Source organism: Pollutimonas thiosulfatoxidans (genome assembly GCF_004022565.1).
In the GTDB taxonomy this organism is placed as follows: Bacteria; Pseudomonadota; Gammaproteobacteria; order Burkholderiales; family Burkholderiaceae_B; genus Pusillimonas_D; species Pusillimonas_D thiosulfatoxidans.
This window is the reverse complement of the sequence record NZ_CP022987.1, coordinates 340,801-357,699: the sequence shown is the minus strand read 5'-3', so window position 1 is coordinate 357,699 and position 16,899 is coordinate 340,801. Positions and strand designations below refer to the sequence as shown.

At 58.4% G+C, this 16,899-nt stretch carries 16 protein-coding genes and 1 tRNA gene; 5 read left to right on the top strand and 12 right to left on the bottom strand.

Translation table 11 applies throughout. From position 1 onward, the window contains the following. Window positions 1-5: 5 nt before the first annotated feature. Window positions 6-773, bottom strand: coding sequence for an SDR family NAD(P)-dependent oxidoreductase (locus tag CKA81_RS01725; protein WP_128353756.1), 768 nt, complete (start codon window positions 771-773; stop codon window positions 6-8). Between the two features lie 108 nt (window positions 774-881). Here CKA81_RS01725 and CKA81_RS01720 point away from each other — a divergent pair, with 108 nt between their 5' ends. Beyond that, window positions 882-3,101 carry an FUSC family protein gene (locus CKA81_RS01720; protein WP_128353755.1) on the top strand — a complete coding sequence of 740 codons (2,220 nt, stop codon included), beginning with the start codon at window positions 882-884 and terminating at the stop codon, window positions 3,099-3,101. On the opposite strand, the gene yaaA is transcribed toward CKA81_RS01720, so the two are convergent. Then, complete coding sequence (yaaA, locus tag CKA81_RS01715; protein ID WP_128353754.1) at window positions 3,079-3,870, bottom strand: peroxide stress protein YaaA; 792 nt, start codon at window positions 3,868-3,870, stop codon at window positions 3,079-3,081. The genes CKA81_RS01720 and yaaA overlap by 23 nt on opposite strands. Window positions 3,871-3,925: 55 nt before the next feature. Then, window positions 3,926-4,708, bottom strand: a complete 783-nt coding sequence (locus CKA81_RS01710) for a 3-hydroxybutyrate dehydrogenase (RefSeq protein WP_128353753.1) — start codon at window positions 4,706-4,708, stop codon at window positions 3,926-3,928. 226 nt (window positions 4,709-4,934) lie between these two features. Here CKA81_RS01710 and CKA81_RS01705 point away from each other — a divergent pair. Continuing rightward, window positions 4,935-5,024, top strand: a tRNA-Ser gene (locus CKA81_RS01705). A 75-nt stretch (window positions 5,025-5,099) separates the two neighbouring features. Here the strand turns inward: CKA81_RS01705 and CKA81_RS01700 are convergent. The 7 genes from CKA81_RS01700 to CKA81_RS01670 are packed head-to-tail and all read right to left on the bottom strand — an operon-like array spanning window position 5,100 to window position 12,119. After that, entirely contained in the window at window positions 5,100-6,344 is a 1,245-nt protein-coding gene (locus CKA81_RS01700) for a branched-chain amino acid ABC transporter substrate-binding protein (RefSeq protein ID WP_128353752.1), read from the bottom strand. 29 nt (window positions 6,345-6,373) lie between these two features. Then, window positions 6,374-7,072 carry an ABC transporter ATP-binding protein gene (locus tag CKA81_RS01695; RefSeq protein ID WP_128353751.1) on the bottom strand — a complete coding sequence of 233 codons (699 nt, stop codon included), beginning with the start codon at window positions 7,070-7,072 and terminating at the stop codon, window positions 6,374-6,376. Then, window positions 7,059-7,841 (bottom strand): ABC transporter ATP-binding protein, encoded by a 783-nt coding sequence (locus CKA81_RS01690; RefSeq protein ID WP_128353750.1) that lies wholly within the window; start codon window positions 7,839-7,841, stop codon window positions 7,059-7,061. Before CKA81_RS01690 ends, CKA81_RS01695 begins: the two co-directional genes overlap by 14 nt. After that, window positions 7,838-9,121, bottom strand: coding sequence for a branched-chain amino acid ABC transporter permease (locus CKA81_RS01685; RefSeq protein WP_128353749.1), 1,284 nt, complete (start codon window positions 9,119-9,121; stop codon window positions 7,838-7,840). Before CKA81_RS01685 ends, CKA81_RS01690 begins: the two co-directional genes overlap by 4 nt. A 3-nt stretch (window positions 9,122-9,124) precedes the next feature. Further along, window positions 9,125-10,072 carry a branched-chain amino acid ABC transporter permease gene (locus tag CKA81_RS01680; RefSeq protein ID WP_128353748.1) on the bottom strand — a complete coding sequence of 316 codons (948 nt, stop codon included), beginning with the start codon at window positions 10,070-10,072 and terminating at the stop codon, window positions 9,125-9,127. Between the two features lie 42 nt (window positions 10,073-10,114). After that, window positions 10,115-11,059, bottom strand: coding sequence for a BKACE family enzyme (locus tag CKA81_RS01675; protein WP_128353747.1), 945 nt, complete (start codon window positions 11,057-11,059; stop codon window positions 10,115-10,117). Between the two features lie 10 nt (window positions 11,060-11,069). Beyond that, a complete protein-coding gene (locus tag CKA81_RS01670; RefSeq protein ID WP_128353746.1) occupies window positions 11,070-12,119 on the bottom strand; it encodes a ketopantoate reductase family protein in 1,050 nt (349 codons plus the stop codon). A gap of 213 nt (window positions 12,120-12,332) precedes the next feature. On the opposite strand from CKA81_RS01670, the gene CKA81_RS01665 reads away from it, so the two are divergent. The 3 genes from CKA81_RS01665 (at window position 12,333) to CKA81_RS01655 (ending at window position 14,136) form a co-directional block, all read left to right on the top strand. Then, entirely contained in the window at window positions 12,333-13,007 is a 675-nt protein-coding gene (locus CKA81_RS01665; protein WP_128353745.1) for a GntR family transcriptional regulator, read from the top strand. A 145-nt stretch (window positions 13,008-13,152) separates the two neighbouring features. Further along, window positions 13,153-13,644, top strand: coding sequence for a hypothetical protein (locus CKA81_RS01660; protein WP_128353744.1), 492 nt, complete (start codon window positions 13,153-13,155; stop codon window positions 13,642-13,644). Window positions 13,645-13,791: 147 nt separating this feature from the next. After that, window positions 13,792-14,136: a hypothetical protein gene (locus CKA81_RS01655; RefSeq protein ID WP_128353743.1), complete on the top strand. Its 345-nt coding sequence runs from the start codon at window positions 13,792-13,794 to the stop codon at window positions 14,134-14,136. A gap of 22 nt (window positions 14,137-14,158) precedes the next feature. Here CKA81_RS01655 and serS read toward each other — a convergent pair whose 3' ends face one another. Together serS and CKA81_RS01645 are read right to left on the bottom strand one after the other, a co-directional pair. Further along, window positions 14,159-15,499, bottom strand: coding sequence for a serine--tRNA ligase (gene serS / locus CKA81_RS01650; protein WP_128353742.1), 1,341 nt, complete (start codon window positions 15,497-15,499; stop codon window positions 14,159-14,161). Window positions 15,500-15,541: 42 nt separating this feature from the next. Further along, window positions 15,542-16,891 (bottom strand): replication-associated recombination protein A, encoded by a 1,350-nt coding sequence (locus CKA81_RS01645; protein ID WP_128353741.1) that lies wholly within the window; start codon window positions 16,889-16,891, stop codon window positions 15,542-15,544. Window positions 16,892-16,899: the final 8 nt, after the last annotated feature.

Here is a 16,899-nt window from a genome sequence, read left to right as displayed (position 1 = left end):
TATCCTTACAGAGAAGACTGCAAATGGCCGCCATCGATCACGATGGAACTGCCGGTGATGTAGCGCGAGGCGTCGGACGCCAGCAACAGAAGGGCTCCTTCGAGGTCTTCCGCCTGGCCCAGGCGGCGCTGCGGTATGCGGTTGATCAAAGCGCGCCCAGCGTCGGAGGCGAAGAAATCGCGATTCAGGTCGGTCTCGATATAACCGGGCGCCAGGGCGTTAACGCGTATGCCGTACCGTGCCCATTCAAGCGCCAGCGCTCGCGTCATGTGCTCGAGCCCTGCCTTGGCCGCGGCGTACGCCACAACGGCCCCGGCCACGCGGTGACCCAATATGGAAGTGACATTGATCAAGGAGCCCGGGCGCTGTGCCGCCGCCAGCCGCCGCGCAGCCTCGTTGCAAACCAGCCAGCCGCCTTTCAGATTCACGTCGACGACGGCGGACCAATCGTCGGCAGACATATCCAGGGATTTCTTGGTGCTTGCCACACCGGCATTGCTGACCACGATGTCTATCGTGTCGAAAGTGGCTTGCGCCTCGTCATAGGCTGCCTGAATGCCTTGGGGGTTGGTGACATCCATACTGATAGCGCAAGACGTCAGGCCGTCCTCGGCCAGCTCTGCGGCCAGCTCGCGCAGTGGCTCGATGCGGCGCCCGGCCAGGACAACGCGCGCCCCGGCGCTGGCCAGTGTGCGAGCGAAGTGGCGGCCCAACGCCCCAGCCGCGCCGGTCACCATAGCGGTTTTGCCATCCAGGCGAAATACCGTTGTCATCACCGTCCTCCTCTTGCAACTGAGCATAGAACGAGCGTTCGATGATGTCAATAAGATGGCGCTCGGTTTGCCTCTATACTTTTGCTCAACCCAGCTATCGGCCCCTGCATGAGCACACCCTTGCTACAGCGTTTCTTTTACAGCCATTATTTCCTGGGCGGGCTGCGCCAGGCGTTAGGCGTCCTGGTCCCGGCGCTGGTGCTGATCGGCCTTTTCGATCTGTACAGCGTTGGCATGATCGCCGCCATTGGCGCAGCTTGCGTTGCCATCATCGACCAACCTGGCGGGCCGCGTCGCTATGGCACCAACGGCATGCTTGCGGCTATATTGCTTGGCTCTGCCACCGCCGCAGTAACCGGCCTGGCCTCTTCCCACAGCTTGCTGATGCTGGTGGTGATTCCGGCGCTGTGCTTCCTGTTCTCCATGTTTACGGTGTTCGGCAAACAAGGCGGCCTGCTGGGTTTCGCCTGCCTGTTGATCATGACGCTGACCATGCGCGTACCGCTGAACCCCGACGAAGTCGCCCAGCACACCCTGTATTCTTTTCTGGGCGGGCTGTACTACTTTGCATACAGCTACCTTGTTCATCGCTTGCTTTGGCACAGGGAAGAACGTCAGATCTTGTCCGTTGCCTTGTTCGCAACAGCCGATTACATGGCGGCGCGCTCGCGCTTCTACGATGTGAACACGGATATCGAAGCCGACTACCGGCATTTGATACACGCCCAGGCTGCCATGACCGAGAAACACCAGGCGGCCCGCGACACGGTGCTGCGCGAACTGCCTAAAGGCAAGGGGCGCGCGGACCGACTGCGCATCGCCTCGCTGAACATTTTCATCGATATGGTCGGGCTGCTGGACAGTCTGGTGGCAACCCATACTGATTACGCAACTCTCCGACGCCGCTTGCCCGATAGCGATGTCTTGATATTTGCCCGCGATGCGCTCAAGAAGCTTTCCGACAACGTCTCGCGTATTGCTTTGAATATCGTGCGCAATCTTCACGTCAAGGAACGCAATAGTGTCAAAGCGGAACTGCGGGCTTTCGAGTACGAGTTGGAACAGTACCGCCAGCAAGGCCTGCAGACGAACGACCCGGAAGTCTATGCCTTGCTGGTTCAAGTGCTGCGGCGCTTGCGCAATGTCACCCGCCTGGTGGACCGCATGGCCGACCACATGACGGACACGACCAGCACAGCCTTAATCGATACGCGGCTGGAGCGGTCGCTGGATCGCTTCTTGTCACGCCAGACCTGGCGCCTGGGCATGCTGACCAGTAATTTGCGCATGGACTCCTCGCACTGCCGCTATGCCTTGCGGGTAGCCGCTGCGGCTGGCCTGGCCATGGCCATCACCATCGCGTTTTCCCGTGCCCCGGGGCTGGGCGAGTTTGCTCAAGGACTGGAGGCGCACGGCTATTGGATTGTGCTGACCATCATTATCGTGATGAAGCCCGGCTTTGCCCTGACCCGACAGCGCAATGGCTTGCGGCTGACGGGCACGCTTATCGGCTGCGGCCTGGCCTTGCTGCTGTTTAACGGCACACAGAATGTAGACGTCTTCGTCGCCGTGCTCGTGGTCAGTTGCGTGCTGGGGTACAGCCTGGTCCAGGTCAACTACATGGCTGCGGCAATCTTCAACACGCTGTTCGTGCTGTTGGTCTTTCACTTTCTGGCACCTACGACCAATACCGTCATTGGCGAGAGGCTGGTCGATACCGTTATCGGTTGCGGACTGGCTTTGCTTTGCAGCTATATCCTGCCTTGGTGGGAGCACTCATTCATGGCGTCCCTGGCCCAGGCCATGAAAAAGTCCAACCAGGAATTCCTGAGAACCGGGTTGGACTACGCCCGACTGGCCAGAGCCAGGTCGGATCTGTCAGTCGACACCGTGTCCGACGAGGCCTTGGCTACCGAAGCCCCCCTGCACGAAGCGGAACTGCGGTGGCGCGTCGCGCGCAAAAATATGCACATCGCTTTCGGTAATTTTGCGTCGGCCTTCTACCGCATGATGGATGAACCGGCCAAGCGCCAGAAAAATGTTCCAGAACTGAACAACTTGCTGATCCAGAATCATGTTCTGGCCTCGCAAATTACCTCGGCAGTTCCCATTCTTGCGAGCCTGGATACCGTTCCCGAAGGCATCCAGATGTCGCTGCAGGCCATCGAACAGTCCCTGGACGGCCAGGATGCCGAAGCGCCGGTGTCAATTGAAACGGAAGGTCAGCTGGCGGCCCTGGCTTACCCCATCCGGCAAATGGTGAAGGCGGCGCAACTGATTCGCCAGGAAATGCGCGGGCTGACGACTACCGCGCTTCCGGCCGCCTGAAGACCATCTTGTCGGCGCTGGACTGCGCTGGCGCATAGACATAGCCTTCCGATGCAAAGGACTGCAGTGATTCGGGTCGCGTAATGCGGTGCTGGATGACATGGCGCGCCATCAAACCCCGGGCGCGCTTGGCATGAAAGCTGATGATCTTCCAGGCGCCGTTTTTCTCGTCCTGAAACACGCACTGCACCACCCTGGCCTTCAGGCGCTTGAGGTCGACAGACTTGAAATACTCTTCCGAAGCCAGGTTCAACACCACAGGCTCTTTCTTGCTGCCTTGCGCCAGCTCGCCCAGGCGCTCATTAAGATAGTCTGCGATGGTCGTACCCCAGAATTCGTACAGATTCTTGCCCTTGGGTGTTTCCAGTCGCGTGCCCATCTCGAGACGATAAGGCCGCATCAAATCCAGTGGGCGCAGTACGCCATACAGCCCGCTTAGCAAGGCGATGTGCTCCTGTGCCCATTGCAACTGTGCGTCGGATAAGCCGGATGCATCCAGACCTTCGTAGACGTCGCCATTGAAAGCCAGGATGGCCTGACGGGAATTGGATTGATCAAACTTCGGCTTCCAGGCCGCGTATCGCTCTGCATTCAGTTCGGCCAGCGTATCGCTGATCTTCATCAGTCCGGCAATGTCGTCTGCGGATTTCTGCTTGAGCACCTTGATCAGCTTGGCCGCCTGTGCCCCGAACAGAGGCTGGGTATGCAAGGTGGTGCGCACAGGCGAATCGTAGTCCAGCTTCTTAGCCGGCGACAATAACAGCAACATCGTTGTTTTTCCTTATGGTCGAGCTGTTTGCCGCGCGCAGCGGCAAACAGTGGCGCTACCTGGCCGTCCAGCCGCCGTCCAGCGTCAGCGTCGTGCCGGTCATTTGGTCGGCTGCTTCTGAAGCCAGAAACACAGCCGCGCCCGCCAGTTGCTGGGGCGTGACGAACTGCAACGATGGCTGCTTTTCCGATAGCAGTTCGCGTGCGGCTGCTTCAATGTCGATACCCTGCTTTTCGGCCAATGCCTGAATTTGCTTCTCGACCAAGGCTGTGCGTACCCAACCGGGGCAGATGGCGTTGCAGGTGACACCGTTGCCGGCGTTTTCGAGCGCAGTGACCTTGGTCAGACCCACCACACCATGCTTGGCGGCAACGTAAGCCGACTTATTGGCGGAAGCCACCAGCCCATGGGCCGACGCAATATTAATAATGCGCCCCCATCCCTGCTTCTTCATATAAGGCAGGGCTGCCGCCGTGCCATGGAAAACCGCCGACAGGTTCAGGGCAATAATGGCGTCCCAGCGCTCGATGGGAAAGTCTTCGATCAGGTCTGTGTGCTGTATGCCGGCGTTATTGATCAGGATGTCTATACCACCCAGGGCCTCTGCCGCGGCATGGATGAAGTCGCGCGTGGCACCGGCCTGGCTGAGGTCGGCATTGATATAACGCGCCTTGACGTCGAACTCCAGTTCGATATTGACGCGTTCCTTCTCGATGGCCTGGGCGTCACCAAAGCCGTTAAGCACAACATTGGCGCCATTGGACGCCAGTTCGCGCGCCATGGCCAGGCCGATGCCGCTGGTCGAACCCGTAATGACCGCGTGTTTTCCATTCAGCATGTTATTCCTTATAAAGGTCAGTAAGCGTGGCAGACCAGGCTAGTTTAACGCTAGGCAGCGAAGTGCCGGACTCGCGCCCTCCTCGCGTTTCGTCATTATGCGTTTTTTCCATTTCTTGCTAGAATAGCGGACTTCTTTCGAAGGCTCCGATCATCGACCAGATTGCAGCCGGACCGCGAAAGAAACCAGGCATGACGCATAGCGCGTGCTTGCGAAGGCAGCAACAGGACAGGTGGCAGAGTGGTCGAATGCGCTGGACTCGAAATCCAGTGTACGTTTAGGCGTACCGTGAGTTCGAATCTCACCCTGTCCGCCAAGATAGCAAAAAACCCGCATGTCAAAAACATGCGGGTTTTTTTACGCTATGCCGAATACGGCATGTATTACTGCATCAACGCGAGGGCCGCTTCATGTCGCAGGTTGTCGGCAATTCTGCCTGGGCAGCAGGAATGACCTCGTCCGCACGCCAGCCGAAACCGGTTCCCTCTTGGTCAATTTGCACGTTGGTGTCGTTGGTCTTTGACCAGGTTGCCACGTACAGGGCCTGTTGCAGCTGGTGATCGCTGGCGCGCATCTTTGCCTTTCCGGACAGGCTGTCAACTTCCATGCCCTCCATGGCAAATGCCACGTCCACCGGATCAGTAGAGCCCGATTGCTTGATGGCGTTTGAAAGCAGTGCCACCGCGGGGTAGGCCTGCATCCAGGTCAGGTCGTCGTTGTACTTCTCCTTGAACCCTTCAACAAGGTCGCGACCCTTATAGCCTTCGTTATTGACGTTGCCCACACCCACGTACTTCACGCGGTCCAGTCCGCTTTCGCCCATGGCGGTCGGTGCACCCTTCAATACCGCATAGTAGGTATAGAAGTTGGCATCCAGGCCTGAGGCGCGCGCTGAACGGATCAAGAGAGCCAGGTCAGAGCCCCAGTTGCCGGTAATGATGGTGTCGGCTCCGGAGGCGATGATCTTCGCCACATAGGGAGAGAAATCCTTGACCTCGCCAATCGGGTGCAGATCGTCGCCTACGATCTGGACGTCGGGACGCTTTTCGGCCAGCATCTTCTTGGCCGCTGCACTGACGGAGCGCCCGAAAGCGTAGTTCTGCCCGATGATGTAGACCTTCTTGACGTCCTGGTTACTGGCCAGATGGTTCACGAGCGCCTGCATCTTCATGTCGACGTTGGAGTCGACGCTGAAATGCCAGAAGCTACACTTCTCGTTCGTCAGGTCGGGGTCGATGGCTCCGTGGTTGATGTACAGGACTTCCTTCCCGGGATTACGGTCGTTATGCTTGTTAATGGCATCGACCAGGGCGAATGCCACACCGGAACCGTTACCCTGAGCCACGTAACGATAACCTTGGTCAATGGCACGCTTAAGCTGGCTTAGACTGTCTTGAACACCGGCCTTGTTATCAAAGCCGACGACTTCAAGAGTATGCTCGCCCGCCCACTTTTCCTTGTTGGCCAGTTCGCTGAAGTACTGCCAGGTGCGAAGCTGGTTCTCGCCCAAAGCGGCAAATGATCCCGACAAGGGGTCAATAAGCGCAATCTTGATGGTATCGGCTTGCGCCATGCCTGAGGCCAGGCCCATCGTTAAAGCCAATGCGCCAAGTTTGAGATGCGTTACGTATTTCATTGTGTCTCCTATATTGATAAATATCCAACCTAAACTTCCAGCCAATCCTTGCGCACCTGATGCGCGTCGCGCAGATCACCTGGTGCTCCTTCAAAAACTATGGTTCCGTGGCCCATGACATAAACCCGCTGAGAAATATCGAGCGCGATGGCCAGCTTCTGCTCGACCAGCAGAACAGCAACGCCACGCTCACGAAGGATGTCCAGGTACCTGGCGACCTGCTCGACAATCTGGGGCGCCAAGCCTTCTGTCGGTTCATCGATCATGATGAGCCTGGGGTCGCCTATCAGTGAGCGACATAAGGTCAGCATCTGCTGCTCTCCACCCGACATCACCCCCGCAGCGGTATGCCGGCGCTCCTTCAAGCGCGGAAACATTTCATACATGTCGTCCATGGACCATTGGGATTGCTTTCCGCGCTGCTGGCCCAACAACAGATTCTGCTCCACCGTCAGGGCAGGAAATACGTCCCGGCTTTCCGGCACATAGCCCAGGCCTCGATGCACGATCTCATGGGTTTTCATCCCGATGAGTTCTTTGCCGTCAAACACGACTGATCCGGTCGAGTGAACCAGCCCCATTACCGCTTTCACCATGGTCGATCGGCCGACACCGTTACGCCCCAATAGGCTGACTATTTCACCGGGGTCAATACGCATGTCGACCCCTTGCAGCACATGGCTTTTTCCGTAGTAGGCATGAAGCCCGGAGATTTCAAGCAATGCCATCCACCACCCCTTTCTTCTGATCTTTCTTGACACCCAAATAGGCTTCTTGAACCTTGGCATTGGCGCGTATGTTCTCGGGCGTGTCGCAGGCGATAACCTGGCCATAGACCACCACGGCCACGCGGTCGGCCAGGCCGAACACAACCCCCATGTCATGCTCGACGATCAGTAGCGTCTTGCCTGTACTGACGGTTTTGATCAGCTCGATCGCAGCATCGCTTTCTCCGCGGCTCATGCCGGCAGTGGGCTCGTCCAGCAGAATGGTATGCCCGCCACCCGCCACAGCCATGCCGATTTCAAGCGCGCGTTGCTCGGCGTAAGTCAGCAGGTTCACGGAAACATTGCGGCGCGCGGCCAGCCCGATCAGCTCGAGCACTTCCTGTGCTCGGTCATGCAGAGGCTGGAGCTGGCTGATGCGCTTCCAGAAGGTATATCGATAACCTTGCGCCCACATCGCGGCCGAGAGGATGTTCTCGTACACGGTCTGACGACTGAACAGATTTGTGATCTGAAAGCTGCGACTCAACCCACGTTGGTAGATCTGCTGTGCGTTGCGGCCATTGATGCGATCACCGTCGAACCAGATTTCACCGGCGCTTACGGACAGCCGTCCCGAAATCAGGTGGAACAAGGTGGATTTTCCGGCGCCGTTCGGGCCGATAACTGCCAGCCTTTCGCCTTTTCTGACTTCAAGGTTCAAGCCCCGGATGATTTCGGTTTTGCCGAAGCGCTTCTGGACATCCTTCAGTTCAAGAATATTCTGTGTCATGGGAGCTCTCCTTCACGCTCTGCGGTATCTTCCGCAAGCTGCCCCAACAGCGCTCGTCCTGTCGGCTTGATGGTCAACAGGCCTGCAAGCAGAATCGCAATCGCAATGACCCACGCGATGATTCCTTGATGGTCCAGGCTGAGGCCCCAAAGTGACAAGACATCGGACGTCCCGGTAGCACGGTGGTAAAGCAGTTCGATCAGCACGATGGAGCCGACCAGCAAGGACGCGACGCTTGATAGCAGCCGCAAGAACAATGCGTATCGCTTATGCAAGACCGTTTTCCGAACCGTATCGACACCCGGTTTGAGCAAGCTGATAATGCCCCCTGGTGCATAAACCACCACGAGTATGAAGACGATGCCCAAATACATCTGCCAGCCGGCTGTGTAGTCGGGCAGGAGCTTGGTGAGCAGTACGCCGATCGCCGCGCCCAGCACCGGGCCGAAGAAGCTCGTGGTGCCCCCGATGAAGGTAAACAACAACACAGCCCCGGACTCGTGCAGGCTTAATACTTCATCTGTTGCAATCTCGAAGTTGATGGCCATCAGCGACCCGCCTATGCCTGCGAACAAGCCCGAGGCCATGAGTGCCATGTACCGCAGCATATGAGGATTGAACCCGATGAACGGGATGCGTTCCTCGTTGTCACGGACCCCATTCAAGAGGCGGCCAAAGGGAGTCCTGGTCAGGTAGAAGATTGCCATCATGCAGATGAGCAGCCAGAACGCGACAAGATAGTAGACCTGTATCTGCGGACCGAAGCTCCAGTTGAAAACGGCTTCTCCGTACACCCTGTTGGCAGACACACCGCCCTCTCCGCCGAAGAATCCCGGAAACATGAGGGCACTCGCATAAATCATTTGCCCGATTCCCAAGGTAATCATGGCAAAGGCGACACCGGAAATTCGCGTAATCACATAACCTATCAAGGCTGCAAAGGCCAGGCCGGTCAGCGCGCCAACCACCGGAATCAATGGCAGCGGCAGCCAGAACGCGCCTGCTCCGGCCAGATTCATCGCATGAACCGACATGAAGGCGCCCAGCCCCGAAAATGCGGCATGCCCGAAGGACAGCATGCCGCTTTGACCGAGCAGTATGTTGTACGACAAAGCCAGGACGATGCCTGTACCCATCTGGGTCAGGTGCGAATGGGCCAGCGATGAGGTAAACACATGAGGCGCAAGCAGCAGCACAGCTGCAAAGCCCAGCCACATCAGCAGTATCCGCGGGGTGGTCAACCCGTCGGTCTTGTGCGCAATCAATGAGTGTGTAGCCATGGCTTAGTTCTCCCGCTTACCCAACAGCCCGCGCGGGCGAAATATCAAAATCAGCACCAGTAGCGCATACGGCAGCATGGGCGCCACATCCGACAGGCTGACCGCCAAGACCGAATGCCCGAAGGCATCCGGGCCGATGCTCACCCCTGCGGCTGACAGCAGGTCCAGTGATGACACGTCAAAGGCAATGGAGAAAGTCTGAATGACGCCGATAAGCAGTGATGCCACAAGCGCGCCCATTAGCGAGCCCATGCCGCCCGCCACGACCACGACAAAAATGATGGTGCCCAATGTTTCGGCCATACCCGGCTCGGTTACCAGGGAATTGCCGCCGATCACGCCGGCAAGGCCCGCAAGCGCACACCCCCCGCCGAAGACCAGCATGAACACCCGCGGTACGTTATGCCCCAGAGATTCGACCATCTGCGGGTGAGTCAAAGAGGCTTGTATGATCAAGCCGATCCGCGTGCGGGTAAGCACCAGATACAAGGCCAGCAGCGTCAGTATTGCAATCAGCATCATGAACGCCTGGTACTTGGGGAATGTGGTGGTGTACAAGGTAAAAAGCGAGCCTTGCAGGACTTCAGGGATTCCGTAGGGCACGGCGGAACGCCCCCATATCAGCTGCACCCCTTCCAGTATGAGATACGACAGACCAAAGGTGTATAGCAGCTCGGCCACGTGGCCGTGCTTGTGCACGGCGCGCAAACCATAACGCTCTACGAGGATACCCGCGAAGCCTACCAACAATGGCGCGAGAATAAAGGCTGCCCAATACCCCGCCATGCCGCTGATGGTGTAGGCAAAGTAGGCGCCCATCATGTAGAAGCTCGCGTGAGCGAAGTTCAACACGCCCATCATGCTGAAAATAAGCGTCAGCCCCGAGGACAGCATGAATAACAGCAAGCCATAGCTCAAGCTATTCAACAAAGAGATTAGGAAGAACTCCATTCAGGTCTCCAACACATCGTTATTCATATTTGTCTGTACCGCTTAAAGCGTGATGTGGGCGCTGCCTTTAAGATCGAGCAAGGCACGGGCTTCGTCAGGTGTCGCCGTTGTCAGTGATAGCTCGTCAAGAATGCGCCTGATCTTCTGAACCTGGTCAGCACATGAGGCGGCAAGCTTGCCTGATTCCAGGTATAGGCTGTCTTCAAGCCCGACACGCACGTGACCGCCCATGATTGCGCCCATCGTGACCAGAGGCATCTGGTGGCGGCCCGCGCCAAGAACGGAAAACTGGTAGTTCTCGCGGCCGAACAGACGATCTGCGGTGGTGCGCATCAAGGTCAGGTTTTCGGGATCGGCACCCATCCCGCCCAGGATGCCGAAGATCATCTGGATAAACAGCGGTCCCTTGATCAGGCCGGCGTCGACGAAGTGGGCAAGGTTGTACAAATGTCCAAGGTCGTAGCACTCGAATTCGAAGCGGGTTCCGGCCTCTTCGCCAAGCACCTTCAGGATGTGTTTGATATCCTTGAACGTATTGCGAAATATGAGGTCTTCCATGCCTTCGATATAGGGCTTCTCCCAGGCGTACTTCCATTCCTTGATTTTTTGCGCCGCGGGATGAATCGAGAAGTTCATGGAGCCCATATTGAGCGAGCACATTTCCGGCCTGAGCTTAAGCGGATAGGCAAGCCTCTCTTCCAAAGTCATGCGGGTACTTCCACCGCTCGTAATGTTGAGAACCGCATCCGTCTGCTCGCGGATGCGCGGCACAATCATGTCGAACACAGCGGGATCGGCCGTAGGACGTCCATCGTTCGGATCTCGCGCATGCAGGTGCACGATAGCCGCGCCAGCATTGGCTGCGTCCACGGCATTCTGGACGATTTGGTCCGGCGTCAGGGGCAGGTATTCGGACATCGAAGGTGTGTGTACGGCGCCGGTAACGGCGCAGGTGATGATGACTTTGGATGAGGGTTTTGCAGCCATTGCATGATTCCTAGACGTGTTGAGCTTGACCGGCGCGCGAAGCGAGAAGATCGTCGAAACGGTTGATGTTTGAAAATGTGGGAATCTGACGTCGGCTCTGGGCCTCGACGACCAGTTCAATAACGCGATCGTTGAAGGGGGTAGGTATACCGAACTGCCGGCCGGTATCGCGGACGACGCCGTTGATGTAGTTGATCTCGGTATCTCGGCCTTTTTCCAGATCCTGGAGCATGCTGGCGCGCAGCTGTCGATGCTGGGTCCAGATCCGTTCAATCAATGGGGCCTTGGCGGCCACTTCGGCCGCCGACGTCAATAGAAACTGCTCGAAATCTTCTCCTTGCATCGAGGCCATGCGGTGTCCTGCGGCATGCGCGGCACGCACGGTTTCGTCGGCCAGGAACGCGATGCAACGCAGGGCACGCTGGTCGTCCAGCACCTCTCCGAAAGTGCAACCCAGGGCGGCGGACATGCCGCTGAACGTGGCGTTCATCAATACTTTGGACCATCGTATCCCCATCAAGTCGGGCAGAATTGCGGTGGAACCCACGCAAGAAAGGTAAGCCTGCACCTGCGCCAGACGCGGTCGTGTCACGCCATCGATCTCGCCGATTTCAAAGGCAAATTTCCTGACGGTTTCTTCCCGGGTAGTCAATTGCGACACCCCGGGTTCGATCCATGTCGCACCAAAGCCGACCGCCCCGCCTATCGTCCGCTGCGCCGAAACATACGAAGCGACCCGTGGTTCGGGGATGCCATTCTGCAAGGTGCAGACGATGCTGTCGCCATGCAGGAAGGGCAGCAGTTGCGGCAGCACAGCGTCGTTGGCAGTCTGCTTGTTCAGGAGAAAGACCAAGTCGTATTGCCCCGACATGTCGTTGGGCGTGAGTGCATGCACAGGAACGAGAAGATCCATTTCGCCGGTGATCCGCGCACCCACGCGGTTCATCACTGCGACGTGCTCTTCGTTAGTATCGACGAGGTCAATCTGGCGACCGCCGTGGGCCATCAATGCCCCGATGATGGTGCCCAAGGAACCGGCCCCGATGATTGCTGCTCTCACTCCATTCTCCTCTTCCGCCTGTTCGGCGGCCCACTGAAGCTTGAAAAACTCTCGCGCGATATTGTTTTTAGATTTTCGGCACGCTGAGTGATAAAATCGATCACAGGCTAATAATCGATTTTTTACAGCCCTTTGTCAAGCCTCGTATTGGATGCGGGCCGTGGTAGCCTTGCCGTCGAGGCGCGGACAGGGAGAGCGCAGTGGAGTGGGCAATTGACGAATACCGGTAAAAGTTTGACGGAAAGTGTGTATTTCTCGGTGCGGGACGACATACTGACTTACCGTCTGAAACCCGCGACGAAGCTGAATATCGCCTCCATGGCCAAAGCCAGGGGCGTCAGTCTCAGTGCGGTGCGCGAAGCCTTGGCCCGCCTGACTTCAGACGGGTTCGTGGTCAATGAACCGCAACGAGGCTTCCGTGTGGCATCGGTGTCGCTGGCCGACCTGCTCGACCTCACCGAACGGAGAGTCGCCATTGAGGGGCAGTGTCTCCTACGGTCCATCCAGAACGGCAGCTTAGCCTGGGAAGGGCGTGTACTGGCCAGCCTGCACGAGCTCAGCCGCACCCCCGTACACCTACAGAACGAATTCAATCCGGCATGGATCAATACGCACGTGCGCTTCCATGCCACGCTGGTCGAGGCATGCGACAGCCCGTGGCTGATGCGTATCCGTGAGCTGCTGTTTATCCATTCAGAACGCTATCGTGTGCTGTCCATCCACCTTGACCGCCCTCACCTGGATGCCGAGCACCACCACATCGCCGAAGCTGCCATTGCGCGCGACACCGAGCGTGCCGTTGCCCTGCTGGCGGAACACGTGAAATTGACGGCTCAAATAATCTTGCAGAGTGAGTCCGACGGGCGCGCATCGCCCTTTCTTGGCTAGCTTTATCAACCCTGCTTCTTGCGGCAATCCGTTCAGCGGCCTATAGTGATATCAAGCATCTGGTGTTGGTCGGGGCATTCATGCCCTCGGTTTCGGCCCGAACCTGCCAGGACGCTACACGGGCCGCCTTGTTAAAGGAGCCGCCATGAATATCGAGTCTCTGAAAATGGTCGTGGACATCAACCGCGACGGGTCCTACAGCTTGTGGGAACTTTGGGAGGCAGTCACATTCGTGTACCGCCTGCCCGGCAACCTCATGGTTGAAGGTCTGGGCAATATCCCGTATGTCGCCGATTTTCTCGGCATCCAGGCATCGTCCGCCACGGGTTATGCCAGTCTGAATAGCCTGTGGGCCATCGGCCTTTCCCTGCTTTTTTGGATGTTGGCGATCTTCACCGTCTTGACGCTTGGTTCGCCTGAAGCGCCAGAAGCCGAATCACCCGAACTGAATCCGGACGATGTCGCAAAGCCGGTAAAGCTTTCGCCCGCCTTGCCATCCCGACCGGTTGGTGCTGCTATGCAAACCCGCGCGCATTTGCCGGTCAGCCGGAGCAGCTATGCCATTAGCGGCCGCAAGCCGCGCAAACAGCGCCCGGCTCACCATTGGGTTCACAACCTGATCCGGCACGCCAAATAGCATCACACAGGTGAAGGAATGTAATGCGTCAGCCCCGCCCTTGCGGGGCTGTTGCTTTTTGAAGCCCTTTAGGCGCGACCGCTAACCGTTCTGAAACCCCCAAGCGGGACAATAGGTTGAACGGTTTAGGTTGCCAAGGGGGCTCGCATGAAACGACTACTGATTGCCGCCGGGGCGCTGGCGGTTCTGTTTGCGGCTAGCGCCTCGCTTGCCCGGGGGGGTGTGGACTTCTTTATCGGTACACCGGGCGCCAGTCACTACGAACGCAATTACTACCATCCGCCGGCCCGCTATCAAGAGCGGCCGCGTGTGCTGATACTGCCGGAACGCGCGTATCGACCGCCCATTTATAGTTACCGGCCGCCCTACTTCCGCGACGAATACCGCGGCTCGCAGCATTATCATCAGCAGAAGCATTTCCGTCAGTACGAGCCCCGGCACCATTACAAGCATCACCATCGCGACCACCGGGGTAGGGGCTGGCGGAACTAGCCAACCTGGAGGCGACGGGCGCTTAAAGTGGGTGGGGCTCCAGACGCTCCAGCCCACCCATATAGGGGCGTAAGGCCTCGGGTACCACGACGCTGCCGTCGGCTTGCTGATGGTTTTCCAGGACCGCCACCAGCGCGCGCCCTACGGCCAGGCCCGAGCCGTTAAGCGTGTGCAGGTAATCAGGCTTGCCTTTCTCGGGCCGGTATCGCGCCTGCATGCGTCGGGCCTGGAAGGCCTCGCAGTTGGAAACCGACGAAATCTCGCGCCAGGTATTCTGAGCAGGCAGCCATACTTCCAGGTCGTAGGTCTTGGCCGCGCCAAAACCCATGTCGCCAGCGCACAGCATCACCACGCGGTAGGCTACACCCAGCCGTTGCAACACCGCTTCCGCATGGCCCACCATCAGCTCCAGCGCATCGTAAGAGGTTTCTGGATGCACGATCTGCACCATCTCGACCTTGTCGAACTGGTGCTGGCGGATCATGCCACGCACATCGCGCCCGCCACTGCCGGCTTCGGAACGGAAGCAAGGCGTATGCGCGGTGAGCTTCAAGGGCAGGTCTTGCTGAGCGATGATGGTATCGCGCACTGAGCCGGCCAGCGTGATCTCCGAGGTCGAGATCAAATAAAGGTCTTCGCCATCTTCGTCAGCATCTTCTTCCTGGCCACCCTTGGTGACCCAGAACATGTCGTCCTTGAATTTGGGCAGTTGGCCGGTACCAAACAGTGTGGATCCATTGACGATATACGGGGTATAGCACTCTTGATAACCGTGCTCTGTCGTTTGCAGGTCCAGCATGAACTGGGCCAAGGCACGGTGCAAGCGGGCCATAGGCCCGCGCAGCATCATGAACCGTGCGCCGGATAGCTTGCGCGCCGTCTCGAAATCCAGGCCCAGAGGCTCGCCCAGTTCGACGTGATCTTTGGCTTCGAAGCTAAATGGCTGCGGGTTGCCTTGCTGGTCGGTGCCCATGCCCGGTGGCAGCCAGCGCCGCACTTCGATGTTGTCAGTCTCGTCCTTGCCGGCCGGCACACTGCCGTGCGGCAGATTGGGCACGGTCATGAGCCAGTCGTTCAGTTCGCCCTGGACCGCAGCCAGATCTTGCTCCAGCTCTTTCAGGCGTGCGGGTATCTCTTGCGATTCCGCCATAGCCTGGCTGGCGTCCTCGCCCTTGGACTTCAGTTGCCCGATAAGTTTGGAGACGGCGTTACGCCGCGCCTGCAGGTTTTCGGTCTCGACCTGCACCGACTTGCGGCGCGCCTCCAGCGTATTGAAGCGTTCGATATCGAACTGGACGCCGCGCAGGGCCAACGCCTCGACGACGGCGGACAAGTCTTTGCGCAACTGATTCGGGTCTAACATAATCAACCAATAAAGAATTAAGGGCGCCGCTGCGGCGGAGGTTCAATCTGAGCGGCTTTGTTTATCCAGCGACCGCAGGAATGCCAGCTTCTCGGAGATTTTACCTTCAAGCCCACGGTCGGTCGGTTTGTAGAATTTTGCACGCAGGCCATCGGGAAAATAGTTCTCGCCAGCGGCATAACCGTGGGGCTCGTCGTGTGCATAGCGGTAGGCCTTGCCGTGGCCCAGCTCTTTCATGAGCTTGGTGGGCGCATTGCGCAAGTGCAGCGGTACTGGCGCGCTGCCATGCTCCTCCGCATAGCGCCTGGCCTGCTTGTAAGCGTTGTAAACGGCGTTGGATTTGGCCGCGCAGGCCATGTAGACCACTGCCTGCGCCAGCGCGAGCTCGCCTTCGGGCGACCCCAACCTTTCGTAGATATCGGCGCCTTGCAGCGCCAGATCGGTCGCCCGCGGATCCGCCAAACCGATGTCTTCGATCGCCATCCGCACGATACGCCGCGCCAAATAGCGGGGATCGGCGCCACCGTCCAGCATCCGGGCGAACCAGTATAAAGAGGCATCGGGGTCCGACCCGCGTACGGCCTTGTGCAAGGCGCTGATCTGATCGTAGAACGCGTCGCCGCCTTTATCGAAACGCCGCAAATTCTCGGAAAGCGAGGTCTCGAGCCAGGCGCTGTCAACCACTGAGTGACCCGCATCGCGGGCCGATTCGGCCACGACCTCCATGGCGTTGATCAGGCGGCGGGCATCGCCATCCGCCCAGCGCGCCAGCTGTTCGCGCGCCACGGCGTCGAACTCCAGTGGTTCCGGTGGGGCTGCGTCGGCTTCCGGCCGGTTCAGGATCAGCAAGGCACGGTCAATGAGTGACTGCAACTCGTCCACGCTTAGCGACTGCAAAACATAGACGCGAGCCCGGGACAGCAGGGCCGAATTCACCTCGAAAGAGGGATTTTCAGTGGTAGCACCGATAAAGGTGAACAGCCCGCTTTCCACATAGGGCAGGAAAGCATCCTGCTGCGCCTTGTTGAAGCGATGCACCTCGTCGACGAACAGTATCGTACGCCTGCCCTGGCTCTGTGCCACCTGGGCAGAGACCACCGCCTCGCGTATGTCCTTGACGCCACCCAGTACGGCGGAAATCGCCAGGAACTGGGCGTCGAAACCGTCCGCCATCAGCCTGGCCAGTGTCGTCTTGCCGACACCCGGAGGGCCCCAGAAGATCATCGAATGCGGCCGGCCCGACTGGAAGGCCACCCGCAGCGGCTTGCCCGGTGCCAATAGGTCGGTCTGACCCACGACATCGTCCAGGCTGCGGGGTCGCATGCGCTCGGCCAACGGCGCGTGGCGCAAGTGACCGGACGGCGAAGAGAACAAATCGTTATTGCTTGCCATGCAGGCGA

What these genes read in the sequence shown, in the direction of transcription:
- CKA81_RS01695 (WP_128353751.1), bottom strand. Translation starts at nt 7,072, where the DNA reads ATGGCATTGCTTGAAATCTCCGGGCTTCATGCCTACTACGGAAAAAGC.
- CKA81_RS01720 (WP_128353755.1), top strand. Translation starts at nt 882, where the DNA reads ATGAGCACACCCTTGCTACAGCGTTTCTTTTACAGCCATTATTTCCTG.
- CKA81_RS01685 (WP_128353749.1), bottom strand. Translation starts at nt 9,121, where the DNA reads ATGGCTACACACTCATTGATTGCGCACAAGACCGACGGGTTGACCACC.
- CKA81_RS01675 (WP_128353747.1), bottom strand. Translation starts at nt 11,059, where the DNA reads ATGGCTGCAAAACCCTCATCCAAAGTCATCATCACCTGCGCCGTTACC.
- CKA81_RS01700 (WP_128353752.1), bottom strand. Translation starts at nt 6,344, where the DNA reads ATGAAATACGTAACGCATCTCAAACTTGGCGCATTGGCTTTAACGATG.
- CKA81_RS01660 (WP_128353744.1), top strand. Translation starts at nt 13,153, where the DNA reads ATGAATATCGAGTCTCTGAAAATGGTCGTGGACATCAACCGCGACGGG.
- yaaA (WP_128353754.1), bottom strand. Translation starts at nt 3,870, where the DNA reads ATGTTGCTGTTATTGTCGCCGGCTAAGAAGCTGGACTACGATTCGCCT.
- CKA81_RS01690 (WP_128353750.1), bottom strand. Translation starts at nt 7,841, where the DNA reads ATGACACAGAATATTCTTGAACTGAAGGATGTCCAGAAGCGCTTCGGC.
- CKA81_RS01680 (WP_128353748.1), bottom strand. Translation starts at nt 10,072, where the DNA reads ATGGAGTTCTTCCTAATCTCTTTGTTGAATAGCTTGAGCTATGGCTTG.
- serS (WP_128353742.1), bottom strand. Translation starts at nt 15,499, where the DNA reads ATGTTAGACCCGAATCAGTTGCGCAAAGACTTGTCCGCCGTCGTCGAG.
- CKA81_RS01655 (WP_128353743.1), top strand. Translation starts at nt 13,792, where the DNA reads ATGAAACGACTACTGATTGCCGCCGGGGCGCTGGCGGTTCTGTTTGCG.
- CKA81_RS01710 (WP_128353753.1), bottom strand. Translation starts at nt 4,708, where the DNA reads ATGCTGAATGGAAAACACGCGGTCATTACGGGTTCGACCAGCGGCATC.
- CKA81_RS01645 (WP_128353741.1), bottom strand. Translation starts at nt 16,891, where the DNA reads ATGGCAAGCAATAACGATTTGTTCTCTTCGCCGTCCGGTCACTTGCGC.
- CKA81_RS01725 (WP_128353756.1), bottom strand. Translation starts at nt 773, where the DNA reads ATGACAACGGTATTTCGCCTGGATGGCAAAACCGCTATGGTGACCGGC.